The organism is Bacillus salitolerans (assembly GCF_042680805.1).
Classification (GTDB): domain Bacteria; phylum Bacillota; class Bacilli; order Bacillales; family SA4; genus Bacillus_CJ; species Bacillus_CJ salitolerans.
Genome location: NZ_JBHUEM010000008.1, coordinates 1 through 13,345, shown reverse-complemented (window position 1 = coordinate 13,345; position 13,345 = coordinate 1). Strand labels below are relative to the sequence as shown.

The following is a 13,345-nucleotide window of genomic DNA, read 5'->3' as shown; positions in this document are numbered from 1 at the left end:
ATCTACATATTGGCATAGTAAAAGGGATCTCTACTTAAACGAGATCCCTTTACAATTTATCTAGTTTTTGCTCTCTTTTTTAAATATAGTATGACAATCCAAATGAACAAAAGAGCTAGGATTACATAGACAATGTTTGAATAGATGTCCATATAATGAACGATGTCTTCCCATGAAGCTCCAACTGCTGCTCCTATATTCACTAAAGCAATATTCCAAATTAGTGTTCCAAGTGTGGTGAAAATAAGGAATATAAAAAAATTCATGTTTGACATACCTGCTGGAATCGAAATAAGACTTCTTATTAGCGGAATCATTCTGCAAAAGAACACGGTCCAAACCCCATATTTATCAAACCATGCATCTGCTTTATGTATATCCTTTTTCGTTAAACGTAAGATATGACCCCATCTATCTATAATTTTTTCTAATCGCTCCACATCAATAAGTAAACCAATTCCAAATAATATAATGGCACCTAATACAGAACCAATTGTTGAAAAGATTACGACCCCGGTAATTGTCATTTCCGTTTTAGTCGTCATAAATCCACCGAATGTCAAGATTACTTCAGAGGGAATCGGAGGAAATAGATTTTCTAATGCAATTAACAGGAGGATTCCAACGTATCCATAAGTCTCCATAATTTCCGTAATCCAATTTTCCATTTAAGCACTCCTTATGTATTACATTTTCTTTGTCACTTGAACGACCCTCTTTTATTTTACAGGCTTTTACTGCAATTATAAAGACAATCCTATATTAAGATTTTATGAATAATCTATAACGTTTCCATACTAAAAATATGTTCTGCTTGTACAATACATGCTTACTTTTATTTGAAGAGAAGAATACATTAGTGTACAAATACAGATTCTGGAACAACATTTTCCTTAAATAATCAAAAAGAAAAAGCAATCCGAGGATTGCTTTGCTTGTTGAAAAACCTTCTCAAAAGATTTTTTAGTATGTCCAGCTCTGTTCATGAACATTTCACACCTCAAACCACGTTAAAATGTCGAATAACCCCTGTTCATGAATATTTCACACGTCAAACCACGTTAAAATGTTGAATAACTCCTGTTCATGAACATTTCACACCTCAAACTACATTAAAATGTCGAATAACCTCTGTTCATGAACATTTCATACGTTAATCCACGTTAAAATGTCCATATAATTCCTGTTAATGGAGACATTCTGTTCAAAAGTCTTAGAAACCAATGAGATAAAAGACTATGGAGAACTTTCTCCACAACCTAAGCAATCCGAGGATTGCTTTTAAGGTGAAGTAATGAACTTAACATAATCACCATGAACAAATGCATCTGTATAGTTAGGGTCTTCAGAAATAATTTGGTGCCATACAGTACCGTTCACATTTTCTGTTGTGATTGCCATGGCCATCCCATTTCGGTGATATCTATAAATAGATGCGATATTTGTACTAGCTGTAGGTCGAACAAACAAATAACCCTCGGTAGAATTAACAAGTGCCAATTGATACTTGTTACGTTCCTGTCCTCCAAGTAACTTATCAATACGGTACATTCTTCCGGCAATTTTTTGACCCCAATATGGGTCAGAGGCATACATTACGTTTAAGCCGCTATGCTTATTTCCTAGAAATGCTCCATGATATAAACCGTAGCTTCCATCGCCAGGTGTTAAGTACTTTTCAGAAATATATTTGGCAAAATACATAATGCATTCTTCGAGAGAAGTGAATGATTTTGCGGTTACTCCTGGATCTGCATCAATGGCTCCTAAGCCAAACAGATTATTTTTCTCTCGTGCAATTCTGCTTTCGCCCCAATCGCTTTCAAGGATAGCATGGGCTAACATATACATAGCATTTACATTATATTCTTCTTCTGCTTTTTTAAATACATCACCCATACCAATCAGTGGACTATCACTGTCGCCCATCGCTACATACTGATCTAACTGTTCACCCGTATAGCCCGTTTTCACGCGCAACGGTAAAAACTGAAAATATTGATAAGCGATCTGGCCATTTTCAAAATGAATCCCATCACGACTATACAGGATATCTCCTTCACTCATTCCCTGTAATGGTTCTCCGAAGAAGTTCTTGTAATATTGCCCATTCTGATACACAAACAGCTTTAAATCTCCATCTTCCACTTGATAGTAGTTACTACCCTTCACTAAAGATGACGGAATTAATTGAAGTTTATCAGTCGAGACATATCCTTCTAACCCACTAATTCTTATCTTTGCTACATTTAAGTGAATACTTAGGAGTTCCATTTCATATCCAGGTGGAATGTATGTGTGTTTTTTTGATAGTGTTTGGTCAAGAAATATTTCAAGAACATCTTTTCCAATTCCTCTTGCTGCACCTTCTTTTACCCATACGATACGATTATTTTGTAAAATTACCTCTGTTCCATCCTGCTTTACCACGTCCATTGCCTCCAGCAATGAAGCATAAGAAGGTTGATTTATAACCACTTGATTTCCAGTTACGTTTCCAGTTTGGTACGTCATTGTCACAAACTTTTCATCTAGAACTCGAGATATAAACGCTGAAAATTGTGATCTTGTTAAGGAACCTTCGGGAGTAAATCCACCATTAGCCGTTCCAGTTGTGATTCCGTTCACATACAGGGTTTGAATATCTGAATAGGCCCAGTAAGTATTGGGTACATCATTGAACGCTTTCGGTACATCAATGGTATTAATCAGCCCATATGCTTTAACGAGGATGGAGGCCATTTCAGCTCTCGTAATCTCTTTGTATGGCTCGAATTTACCATCTTTGATTAAGTGATTTATTATCCCTTTCTTATATAAAGTATGCACCGCATTGTATAGCTCTTCATCTGTTGTTCCTTTATTCATATCATGAAACGTAACGCCCGTATCAATAGAAGCTGTAAATTGTCTCTCACGGAAAATCATTAACGCTACATGTGCTCGGTTTAACGTATTTTCAGGACCAAATCGTCCATCCTCGTAGCCTTTGATTACTTGCTTCCCACTTAAAAAATCAATTTCTTCTTTTGCCCAATGATCGATTGGAACATCTTTAAAAGTACTTGTAGCAAGCACACTTTGACCACTGACACCCAATACAAATAATAGTACAAGCACTAACAATTTTCTAAAACCAACCACCATAATCCCTCCTGCATGCTCTATGTATCTATTAACATATGATAACAAAAATTGTGAGATTTTAGGGATTATTATCGATAATTGGTAAATAATAACTATATGACCCTTACAATTTTCACTAACAAATTCATATGCACAATATTCTAACAGTCATTATTCATCCTCTAAAACGGGAAGTCTAACGGTTATCGTAGTCCCTACATTTTCTTCACTTGCAATGTCTATAGTTCCGTTTAATCGTTCAATAATACTGTTACTTACTGCAAATCCAAGTCCTGTCCCTTTTTCCTTTGTAGTAAAAAACGGTTGACCGAGTTTGTTTAATTGCTCCTCTGGTATCCCGCAACCTGTATCTGAAAACGAAATAATTGCTCTCTCTCCCTCTACTGCGGTTCGTATTTCAACCCGCCCGCCACTTGGCATAGCCTCTATCGCATTTTTGATAAAATTTATACATACTTGCTTTAATTGATTTTCATCACAGAATAATGCGATTTCATTCGAAGTGAATTTTTTATCGAATACAATATCCATTAAGTTTGCTTCCGTCTCTAAAAGTGTTATGACCTGGTTCAAGATGGAATGAAGCTCTCTTTTTTTTAATTGTAGGTCAGAAGGCTTTGCTAATAGTAACAATTCACTCAAGATGGCTTCGATTCGAGATATCTCTGAAGACATAACATCTAGATATACATTCTTCAATTCGACCCCCGCGTTTATTAGATGTAGAAAACCCTTTATAGCAGTTAAAGGATTACGAATTTCATGGGCAATACCAGCAGCAAGTTGTCCCGCTAAAGTCAACTTCTCTGATTTTATCATGAGCTCCCTCGCCCTTACTCTCTCTGTCACATCTCTACCGATTGCTAATATTTTTTCGATTTCCCCTGATTTATTTTTTATTAACTTACTAGAACGTTCAATCCATACGTAATGGCCTTCCTTATGCTTATAACGTACTGTAATGACTTCTTGATCCTTTAATAACCTTTTTTCTGCATCTTTTTTATCTTCTGGGTGAACAAACTCAATACCTCTTCTTCCTAATAGTTCATCTACCTCATACCCTAACAATGAGCGAATGGCTGGTGACAAATAGGTTAACGTTCCATCAGGAGAACTATATGTAATAACATCTTGTGAATTTTCAGAAATAACCCGGTATAATTCTTCACTTTTTTCGAGTTGTTCCTGTTCTTTTTTTCTTTCTGTTACATCCTTGATAATACCAACAATTTTCGTTATTCGTCCCTCTTCATTTACTAATGTTTCTCCTGTGATTTCTACAAACCTAATATCCCCGTTATCTAGCCTTATTCGGCACTGACAGTTTAACGATTCTCCTTCTGTTGCTCTTGTAAAATGATCTTTTACCTTTTCTATATCAGTTTCTTCAACGATTTGAAGGAAGTCAAGAAACTTCAGTTTCGTTACCTTCAATTGTCTTCCAATTATTGTAGAAACGTTATCCTCCCAATAAAAATAATTATTTTTCAGCTCCAACTCCCAGCTTATGAGCTTTGCAATGGTTAATGCTTGATTTAACCTTGCTTCTCTTTCTTGTCGCTCTTGTTCAATAAGCTTACGATCGGTTATATCTTTAGCAATTCCGTAAACCCCGATTATCTCTTGATCTACGACTATAGGTAGATTAGTCACAGCAACTTCTACTTGATCCCCATCTTTTGTCAGACATGTAACTTCATAGCTTTGAGGGTAACCTCTAGAAGCTTGCTGAAAAAAATAATCTACACTCTCTTTATCCTCAGTAGAAAGCAGAATTCTGTAGTCCATCTTTAGAGCCTCTTGCTTTGAATAACCAAATAATTTCTCAAAACTCTTATTGACCGAAAGATAGTTTCCGTTTAAGTCAAATGAATAAACCGCATCCGGGTGAAAAGTAAATAATGATTCGTAATGTTGTTCTGTCTTCAGTAACGCTTTCTTTGCTTTACTTATACTACGAAAATGTACGACCAATCCTTCATTATTCGGATAGGCCCTTACATCAAACCATTCATTTAGCGGTGGATAGTACTCTTCAAACTCAACAGTAATACCTTCATTTACAGCTCGATGATATTGATGAAAAAATGTTGAGTCAACGGTTTCCTCAAATTCATCCCATACTAGTTTTCCAATGAGGTCAGCCTTTTTTCGAGACAGTAATTCTTCACCAGCCTGGTTTATGTAAATAAAATTCCAATTATTATCCAAGACGAAAAGAGCATCCCTTAAATCGTCAGTAAAGTTGGTATTCATTTTCTCTTATCCCTTCTACAACCAATAGTATTTTCTGTTCGTATTACGGAGACGCTAAAAAGGCCACAACAAATATAAGATTAGAGATACACCTTACACTTTGTTTGGCCTTATGACTAACACTTCTATTGTTTAGTTCATCTGTGCACAATAGCTTTATTCATTTGTTTGAACATAATCTGTATAGAAATGAGCATCACTCTCACTGTCCATCTTAACTATACTCTACCTTATTATTCTTTTCAATTATTTGGAAGTTTCATAGTATGAAACTTCCATCATTGGAGGTTTTCCTCATCCTCCACTGATTGTAGATGTGAGTCTCACAGACGTTGCCACAGGAAGTGGGGGTCTTAGCGCTAGTTAGAGCGAGATAACCTACCTACACAAATATCTTGTTTATGTAGTAACCTTTCAAAAGCAATTGACAGGTTTCGCATACATTCTGATCGAATATTTTCTTCACATATAAAATCAGAAAATATTTCATTTTGCAACCTATTTAATAATATTGAAAGCTTATCCTCCTCTATTTCATTTACACCATTACCATTAATGAAGGAAATAATTTCACTTTGAAAGTATTCAATTGAGCCAAACAAAACCGTCATAATTGCTCCCACCTTTATGAAAAAAATATGTTATGTAAAAAAGCCCACCAAAAAGATTAGTGGACTTTACCGGTGATTGGTTCCAATTAACCAGATAAGTTCATTCTTTTTGGCAGCCCGACTATCATAGCTTATTCAACCTTAGACTCGTAGCTTTGCGTCCTTATTTTTCAATAAGTTTGCCTTTTACCTATTATACTTGAATCATAAAACGGAAGACATATTTCTTCAACAATTTTCAGCAAATTCTACCAAAAATAGTTAAATTATCCCGAGTAAAAAGTACTAGAAAGTATGCTAGAGAGTGTCACTGCGGCCTCAATATCCTTTTTCAATCTTTATGATCTCTCCATGGAGTTGTACTTCTTCTCCATTTACACTAATCCAATCTCCATCTTTACAAGCATATATTGGATGATGACTTTTCAAGTTTTCTAATTGTGAGATCAACCTTGAATCTCCTTCCCAATGTGGCATAAACTCAAAATCAACTAAATGTAAGGAATTAATATTATTGAGTCTGGAAACATTTTCATCGAGAAAGGTTGCCATTTCAATTGTCTTAGACATTAAAATACTGCCGGCACTTTGACCGATTAAAATACCCCCATTTTCCACATATTTTTGGAGCAGTGGAATGAATCCTCGCTTTCTTATATTCTCTAAAAATATAAATGTGTTACCACCTGACAAAAAAATTGCCTCTCTATTAAGCAATTCGTTTGTAAGTGAAGGGGTATACTCTACATCTAATTCAAAATATACAATATCCTTGAACCCGATTTCATTAAAATAGGTACGACCCACATTAAAGTATTTTCTGCTTAAATCAGACTGTGAAGTGATATACCCCAGCTTTGGAATGAAGTGGTAATCCAATCTGCCAATAATCCTCGCAATTCGATTATTTGTTTATGATGTAGGTCACTTAATAAAATTAGTCGTTTCAATCTTCTGTCTCCCTATCTATTTGTCGTTATTTATTTTTCATTGTAGTAAAACGTATGTACTTCTTCCCCTATTCCAATAATTCGGAAGCATTTTCTTCCATACAACGTGAAAGTATTCTAACAAAATTAGTATGAATCATACATAAATACAACACAATAATAGTTAACGAAAAATACTGTTTAAGAAAAGCAATTTTTTAGGAGGAAAAGCATGAGTCATCTACCTGTACTTTTGATGAAATTTATTTCTAGTGTCCTTATCTTTACTATCGCGCTAGATTTATTTTTCGAGGCTTCCTTTGTAGATATATTGTCTTTTAGCTTGCTACTTACCGTCTTTTCATACTTTATAGGTGATCAAATATTATTGCCTCGAATTGGTAATGCTAACGCTATCATTTCTGACTTTTTCCTTGCGTATGTAACTGTTTGGATATTCGGTAGCATTCTTCTTCATAGCTACCTGCAAATTGCATGGGGAAGTATCATTACCGCCAGCTTTGTTGCTGTTTCAGAGCTATTCGTTCATCGATATATGTTGAGAAGAAGTCCTATAGCACAAGAAACGCAAAGGTCTGCTTTTAATGAAAGATTAGCTTATGGAATGGAGATGGCTGAAGAGCAGAATCCAAGGGATAAAAAATAAATAAATAGCCCCAAAATCCTGAGGCTATTTATTTAATCCCACGTAAACCTTTGTTCTTTCCAAGGATTCCCATACATATGATACCCGTTCTTTTCCCAAAAACCTGGTTTGTCTTCCTTAACAAACTCAATGGCTCTGATCCATTTTGCACTTTTCCAAAAGTATAAATGTGGAACGACAAGCCTTAACGGATATCCATGCTCAGGCGTGAGACTGTTACCATTGTGGGAGTGTGCCACAAGACTCGTCTCATGTAAAAAATCCTGAATCGGCAAATTCGTTGTCCAGCCTTCTTCTGCATGGATGATTACATGTTTTGCTTCTGCTAATGGTTTTGCCTCTTTCGTAAGAATCTCCGTTGACACACCTTCCCATCCGTTATCAAGCTTTGACCAGCCTGTCACACAATGTATATCATTCTTTGTCATTACGGACGGAAAGTCTAGTATTTTTTCAAAGGTATACGTGATTGGGCACTCAACCAATCCAAAGATTTTGAGGTTCCAGTCTGATAAATCAGCTTTATAATATGGCACATTCCCATGATGTAGGACGGGAAATGTTGTCGTTACGTTTTGATTGGGAGGGACACGCCCTGAAGTTTGTGGTTTTGATTTTCCAAAATACATTGCTTGTTCCTCCTAAAAAGTAATCTCTTCATAGGTTGGGGGATTCCACTTCCCGATTTTCTTGCCATTAACACTAAAAATTTGTCCTGATTCAAGTTGTTCACGCTTTTCAAGCAATCTCGCAATAAAAGCTGCCACATCCTCAGTACTTCCTATTTTCCAATAGTCAGGCAATGGTTCCATGCGGACTCTCGCTCGTTCTTCAGCCTTTTCTATATAAGGTCTTGTCATATCTGTTAAAGCAGCAGGAGCAATAGCAAATACTCCAATTCCCGCTTTTTTTAACTCTTTAGAAAGCGTCCATGTCAATCCTAGTATACCCGACTTTGCCGCACTGTAATTGCTTTGACCAACGGTCCCTTCTAAACCAGCAGTTGATGTCATATTTAAGATGGTTCCTTTTATTCCATGCTCGATCATATATGGCACAACTGCTGAGGTCGTACAAAAAGCTCCTCTCAAATGACACGAAATTACATCATCCCATTCATTTTCGGTCATCTTGATAAAAAGGCGATCTCGAATAATTCCAGCATTATTTACTACAACCGTAATCCGCCCAAAACAGTCGTGAGCTGCTTTTACAAGCTTTCTACCCGTTTCAATATCCTCTACTTTTCCGGCAGCCCCAGTGGCTCTACCACCAAATGAAATGATTTCTTGAACGACTTTTTTGACATCCTCTTCATTTCTAGCGTTAATTACAACAGCTGCACCAAGTTTCGCAAGCTGAATGGCTATACTTCGTCCTATCCCTTTCGTAGAACCAGTTACGATGACAACTTCGTCTTTAAAAACCATGATAACAACCTTTCTCTATATTGAGTGTATGTTTATTACTCTATCCGTCTGATTAAGGTAGCGACGCCCAGTCCTCCGCCTATTCCAAGTGTAGCTAGCCCTAATCGTTGTTCACTATTTTTTAGTTCACTACACAATCGCGTGATAAGTATAGCTCCTGAAGCACCATACGGGTGTCCAAGTGCAATTGCACCTCCTCCTTTATTCACTCGATCAAACGGAATATCTAGTTCCTGTAAGGAAGCTAAAACTTGTGAAGCAAATGCTTCATTGAATTCTACTAGGTCAATTTCATGAATTGACAGAGAGTTTCTATTTAATAACTTTTTCACGGCGGGAACAGGTCCAATTCCTAATAAATTTGGATCCACTCCTGCACTTGTTGAATCCATATATTGAGCTAGTGGTGTTATGCCGAGCTCTTTACACTTATCTTCTGACATCAATAGAACCATTGCTGCCCCGTCATTAATAGGACATGCATTACCTGCCGTCACGGTCCCATTTTCCACAAAAGCAGGCTTCAGTGCACCTAAAGCTTCTAAGCTGGTATGGAGTCTAGGGCATTCGTCCTCTCCGATTCCATTTATGGATACAATTTCATCTTTGAATAATCCATTTCTTTGGGCATATACCGCTTTTTGATGACTATTCAAAGCATAAAGATCCTGGTCATCACGCGTAATCTTGTAAACTCGTGCCACATTTTCTGCTGCCACTCCCATATCAGGATCTCCTATTGTGCCTGGTGAAAATTTTGCCCTTGAATAAAAAGATGGTAAGTGACTCGAATAAATGGAGGATGGTTTTTCGACTTTCCAAGGAGCTAGGCTAGTGCTCTCAACCCCTCCAGCCAAATAAATGTCCCCAGCACCAGCTTGGATATGTCTAGCTGCAATATTAATGGCTTCTAAACCGGAACCGCACTGCCGATCTATCGTAACCCCAGGAACCTCATAAGGAAATCCAGCGGTTAATAATGACAAACGCGCTAGGTTACCACCAGGGCCAATCGTGTTTCCTACTATGACCTCATCAATTTCTTGTGGGTTTAACTGTAAGCTTCCGACGATATTTTGCAATAGAGCAGCAACTAGTTGTTCTGGTGGAATATCCTTGAGTATTCCTCCTATCTTTCCTATCGGTGTTCGTTTTGCGGCAACAATCATTACATTTTTCATAGAATTTCACTCCCTATACTGACGTCCAATTGCGTTCTTGCGATCTTTCCACTAGACGTATAAGGAAAGTCTTGGACTGAATAAAACACTTTTGGACATTTATAAGAGGATAAGCCCGATTTACAAAACGATACAATATCCTCTTTCGACAGAGCTTGACGACTCTTTATTTTAATTAGGGCTACCACCTTCTCCCCCCAATATTCATCAGGAACTCCTACCACTGCTGCTTCTTCAACGCATGTATGTTTTTTTAGAAAAGCTTCAATTTCCTCAGGGTAAATATTGAGACCACCACTAATGATCATGTTTTTTTGCCTTCCAACTAATGTTAGATATCCATCCTCACTTATATATCCTAAATCTCCTACTGTAAGTTCATTTAATGCCGAATCAATTTGATCTTCAAGATAACCAGAAAATAGCATTGTACTATTTACAAAGATCAACCCTATCTCATTTGCTCTTAATTTATGACCATTTTGTCCTTTAATAGTAACCGTTACGCCTGGAAAAACCTTACCTACTGAGTTCGGATAACGGTTAAATCCTTCCTCATTTAAATACGAAATATAGCTTGTCTCGGAAGCACCGTAAAATTCAATACGCTCACTGTTTGGGAATAATCTTCTAATCTCCTGTTTTTGGGTAGGAAGCCATTTAGCACCAGATGATAAGATTTTGGCTATGGACAACACTTCATCGTATTTTTGATCTAACATTGCCTTTAACATCGTTGGAACGACAAACATAGTAGTAGCGTTATATTTTTGTAGAGATGCTATGACTCCTTGCCCTTCAAAATGTCTATGTAAGATAAAGGTAGCCCCAATATGAATAGCATAAACAGCAGCAAACAATGATAACGAATGACATAGTGGACCAGGCGCTGCAATAATATCATGTTCAGATATTTGAAACGCTTCGTTACTTCCGTTGAAGCTATCGATCCATGATTGTTGATTTCGCATAAATCCTTTTGGTCTACCGGTAGAACCTGACGTATAGCCTATGTAAAACAAATCACCTAGTTTCGCGAATGATCTTAATGAACAGGATGTTACCTGGAGCATTTCTTGATATAGATCATTTGTTACAATAAGGTCTGGTTTACTATTCTTCAATACATAATCTAGCTGTTCATCCGTCCACTTCGGATCAAGAGGTATACAGCTGTAGCCAAGCATAACCGATGCAAAAAATACTTCAATAAAGCTCGGTTCATTGCCAAGTTTTAAGGCAATTCTCCTTGTCTTCTCCTGTGTTCCAAGTGTGTCTAGTAAATATTGTTGAATAGAACCGATATGCTGAACAAGTTGTTCGTAGCTTAACGTTTTTTCTTCATAAATTAGACCAATTTTTTGTCGGTCTTTTTCAATAATTTGAGTGAAGTTATTTCCAATACACATCAAACTTATCTCCTTTAATTCGATAAAGTGAAACTTCAATCAGTGGGGGTTTTCCTCATCCCCCACTGATTGTTAATTGAACCAATCGGGTTCTTACTGGCGCTTATCCCCCACTTAAACTTCTCGATTCATCTAAAGTTTTGAAGTGGGGGTCTTAGCGCCAGTTGGAGCGGGATAAACTAATTGTAAGCTGAATATATAAAAAAAACTAGGCAAGTACTATGTCAAAAGACATGAGCAATTACTTAGTTTTTTTAATAGAACATATGATAAACAAGATGGTAGACCCTTATGCTGCTTTAGCTCCTTGATCCTTTTGGATCATTGGATAGGATTTCTTTATTTGAAGAGCAATAATGCCTGAGAATACAGCCTTTAGAATATCACCTGGTATGTAAGCAAGTGAATATGACGCAGCAACATACCATGCTACATCTGTTACAATCGATTGGAACGTGATTCCGATTGCATACACGATTAGGACTCCACCGATTATATTAAAAATAACGATTTTAGAAAGGTTTAACTTCCCCCAATATTTTTCTACTAGAAAGCCGATTACAAAAGCGGCTATCGGCCAGCTTAAAACAAATCCACCACTCGGTCCAACTAGAATACCTAATCCGCCTCGTCCGCCTGATAAAACAGGAGCTCCAACGGCAACTAAAAGAACAAAGATTAATAGACTCATTCCACCTCTTCTAGCACCTAATACGGCTCCTGCTAACATTACCCCAAACGTTTGTGCTGTAATAGGAACTGGCGTAAAAGGTAGAGTAATAGGTGGTAATAACCCAAGTGCAGCAACGATGGCAGCAAACATTGCGACGTACATCATGTCTTTTAATTTCATAGTATGTATGACTCCTTCTTGTAAGAATTATTTCTATTATGAATATAAATAAAGCTAACACATATGTCAACCTAATTAACAAACTTGTTAACATATAGTTGTTTTTTGTTAGTTTAGATATAAGGAATTTATTTTTTGAGGGAAGATGGGACAAATCATGTAAGCATATTCGCTTGAAAAGAATAAGAAAAAATGAAAAAATTAGCTTGGGCTGAACTTTACTCATAGAGACAATTCAATTAGTAAAGTGAAGCAATCGAAAACTAATTGTAGTTTTCTAATATAGATTGACCATTTAAATAAAACAAAGTTTGGTCATGTAGAAAATAAAGTATGATTAAAATCATCTTTCTCTTTCTTAGAGCTAGGGTGATTTTTTGTTGTAAATTTATGTTAATCCTACTTTTAATAAGATTGTGAAATAATACACTTAAACTATAGGGTCGTATAGTTGTGCGAAATGTTCCTAGTTTAAATGGAGGATGGTAACATTTCTCTAGTAAAGACTAGGCAGTTCCTTTCGGAACTGAAGGGTTATATCGAAGAATCAAATGATAGGGTAACGCCTTGAAGGGTTCTCTCTTAGTTGAATAGCATTAAAGTTGGTAAGAATGATAATGTTATAAGCTCGGTGAAAAGGCGTAAGAAATTACCGTACCAGTTCGGCTGACGAAAGCCTACTCGAAGGAGAGGTGTAATTCATGATGCTTGAGTTGATTGAATATGGTGAGTATGCGATAAAGCCTATAAAAAGGGGCTAAGCTGACAAACTTCCGAATGTACGGGTCTAAACCGACAATACATAGAAATGTGTATATCACCAAATTGTGAGGTTAGATGTGGGTGAGTAAAACTAACT

11 protein-coding genes and 1 riboswitch are annotated in these 13,345 nt (G+C 36.7%); of the genes, 1 reads left to right on the top strand and 10 read right to left on the bottom strand.

Annotated features, from left to right (window positions below; genetic code table 11):
• Nucleotides 1-56 precede the first annotated feature (56 nt).
• The 5 genes from ACFSCX_RS07685 to ACFSCX_RS07665 all read right to left on the bottom strand — a co-directional run bounded on the left by ACFSCX_RS07685 (nucleotide 57) and on the right by ACFSCX_RS07665 (nucleotide 6,896).
• The gene (locus ACFSCX_RS07685; protein ID WP_377927602.1) at nucleotides 57-668 is read right to left on the bottom strand and encodes a DedA family protein; all 612 of its coding nucleotides are present in this window, start codon (nucleotides 666-668) and stop codon (nucleotides 57-59) included.
• A 613-nt stretch (nucleotides 669-1,281) separates the two neighbouring features.
• Nucleotides 1,282-3,144 carry an S-layer homology domain-containing protein gene (locus tag ACFSCX_RS07680; protein WP_377927601.1) on the bottom strand — a complete coding sequence of 621 codons (1,863 nt, stop codon included), beginning with the start codon at nucleotides 3,142-3,144 and terminating at the stop codon, nucleotides 1,282-1,284.
• Nucleotides 3,145-3,297: 153 nt separating this feature from the next.
• Nucleotides 3,298-5,406 (bottom strand): PAS domain S-box protein, encoded by a 2,109-nt coding sequence (locus tag ACFSCX_RS07675; protein WP_377927600.1) that lies wholly within the window; start codon nucleotides 5,404-5,406, stop codon nucleotides 3,298-3,300.
• A 359-nt stretch (nucleotides 5,407-5,765) separates the two neighbouring features.
• Nucleotides 5,766-6,017 (bottom strand): hypothetical protein, encoded by a 252-nt coding sequence (locus ACFSCX_RS07670; RefSeq protein WP_377927599.1) that lies wholly within the window; start codon nucleotides 6,015-6,017, stop codon nucleotides 5,766-5,768.
• 108 nt (nucleotides 6,018-6,125) lie between these two features.
• Nucleotides 6,126-6,211, bottom strand: a riboswitch (cyclic di-GMP riboswitch).
• A 124-nt stretch (nucleotides 6,212-6,335) separates the two neighbouring features.
• Entirely contained in the window at nucleotides 6,336-6,896 is a 561-nt protein-coding gene (locus ACFSCX_RS07665; RefSeq protein WP_377927598.1) for a Type 1 glutamine amidotransferase-like domain-containing protein, read from the bottom strand.
• A 282-nt stretch (nucleotides 6,897-7,178) separates the two neighbouring features.
• Between ACFSCX_RS07665 and ACFSCX_RS07660 the strand changes: the two genes are divergently transcribed.
• Nucleotides 7,179-7,613 (top strand): YndM family protein, encoded by a 435-nt coding sequence (locus ACFSCX_RS07660; protein ID WP_377927597.1) that lies wholly within the window; start codon nucleotides 7,179-7,181, stop codon nucleotides 7,611-7,613.
• Between the two features lie 32 nt (nucleotides 7,614-7,645).
• Here the strand turns inward: ACFSCX_RS07660 and ACFSCX_RS07655 are convergent, their stop codons facing one another.
• The 5 genes from ACFSCX_RS07655 to ACFSCX_RS07635 form a co-directional block, all read right to left on the bottom strand.
• The gene (locus ACFSCX_RS07655; RefSeq protein ID WP_377927596.1) at nucleotides 7,646-8,242 is read right to left on the bottom strand and encodes a sulfite oxidase-like oxidoreductase; all 597 of its coding nucleotides are present in this window, start codon (nucleotides 8,240-8,242) and stop codon (nucleotides 7,646-7,648) included.
• Nucleotides 8,243-8,254: 12 nt separating this feature from the next.
• On the bottom strand, nucleotides 8,255-9,043 hold the full coding sequence (locus ACFSCX_RS07650; RefSeq protein WP_377927595.1) for an SDR family NAD(P)-dependent oxidoreductase: 789 nt from the start codon (nucleotides 9,041-9,043) through the stop codon (nucleotides 8,255-8,257).
• A 35-nt stretch (nucleotides 9,044-9,078) separates the two neighbouring features.
• Entirely contained in the window at nucleotides 9,079-10,224 is a 1,146-nt protein-coding gene (locus tag ACFSCX_RS07645) for a thiolase family protein (protein WP_377927594.1), read from the bottom strand.
• A complete protein-coding gene (locus ACFSCX_RS07640; protein WP_377927593.1) occupies nucleotides 10,221-11,633 on the bottom strand; it encodes an AMP-binding protein in 1,413 nt (470 codons plus the stop codon). Before ACFSCX_RS07640 ends, ACFSCX_RS07645 begins: the two co-directional genes overlap by 4 nt.
• 289 nt (nucleotides 11,634-11,922) lie before the next feature.
• Nucleotides 11,923-12,486, bottom strand: coding sequence for a biotin transporter BioY (locus ACFSCX_RS07635; RefSeq protein WP_377927591.1), 564 nt, complete (start codon nucleotides 12,484-12,486; stop codon nucleotides 11,923-11,925).
• Nucleotides 12,487-13,345: the final 859 nt, after the last annotated feature.

Bases quoted from the DNA above. Each gene is read 5' to 3' on its own strand.
- ACFSCX_RS07685 (WP_377927602.1), bottom strand. From the start codon at position 668: ATGGAAAATTGGATTACGGAAATTATGGAGACTTATGGATACGTTGGA.
- ACFSCX_RS07675 (WP_377927600.1), bottom strand. From the start codon at position 5,406: ATGAATACCAACTTTACTGACGATTTAAGGGATGCTCTTTTCGTCTTG.
- ACFSCX_RS07670 (WP_377927599.1), bottom strand. From the start codon at position 6,017: ATGACGGTTTTGTTTGGCTCAATTGAATACTTTCAAAGTGAAATTATT.
- ACFSCX_RS07660 (WP_377927597.1), top strand. From the start codon at position 7,179: ATGAGTCATCTACCTGTACTTTTGATGAAATTTATTTCTAGTGTCCTT.
- ACFSCX_RS07655 (WP_377927596.1), bottom strand. From the start codon at position 8,242: ATGTATTTTGGAAAATCAAAACCACAAACTTCAGGGCGTGTCCCTCCC.
- ACFSCX_RS07650 (WP_377927595.1), bottom strand. From the start codon at position 9,043: ATGGTTTTTAAAGACGAAGTTGTCATCGTAACTGGTTCTACGAAAGGG.
- ACFSCX_RS07645 (WP_377927594.1), bottom strand. From the start codon at position 10,224: ATGAAAAATGTAATGATTGTTGCCGCAAAACGAACACCGATAGGAAAG.
- ACFSCX_RS07640 (WP_377927593.1), bottom strand. From the start codon at position 11,633: ATGTGTATTGGAAATAACTTCACTCAAATTATTGAAAAAGACCGACAA.
- ACFSCX_RS07635 (WP_377927591.1), bottom strand. From the start codon at position 12,486: ATGAAATTAAAAGACATGATGTACGTCGCAATGTTTGCTGCCATCGTT.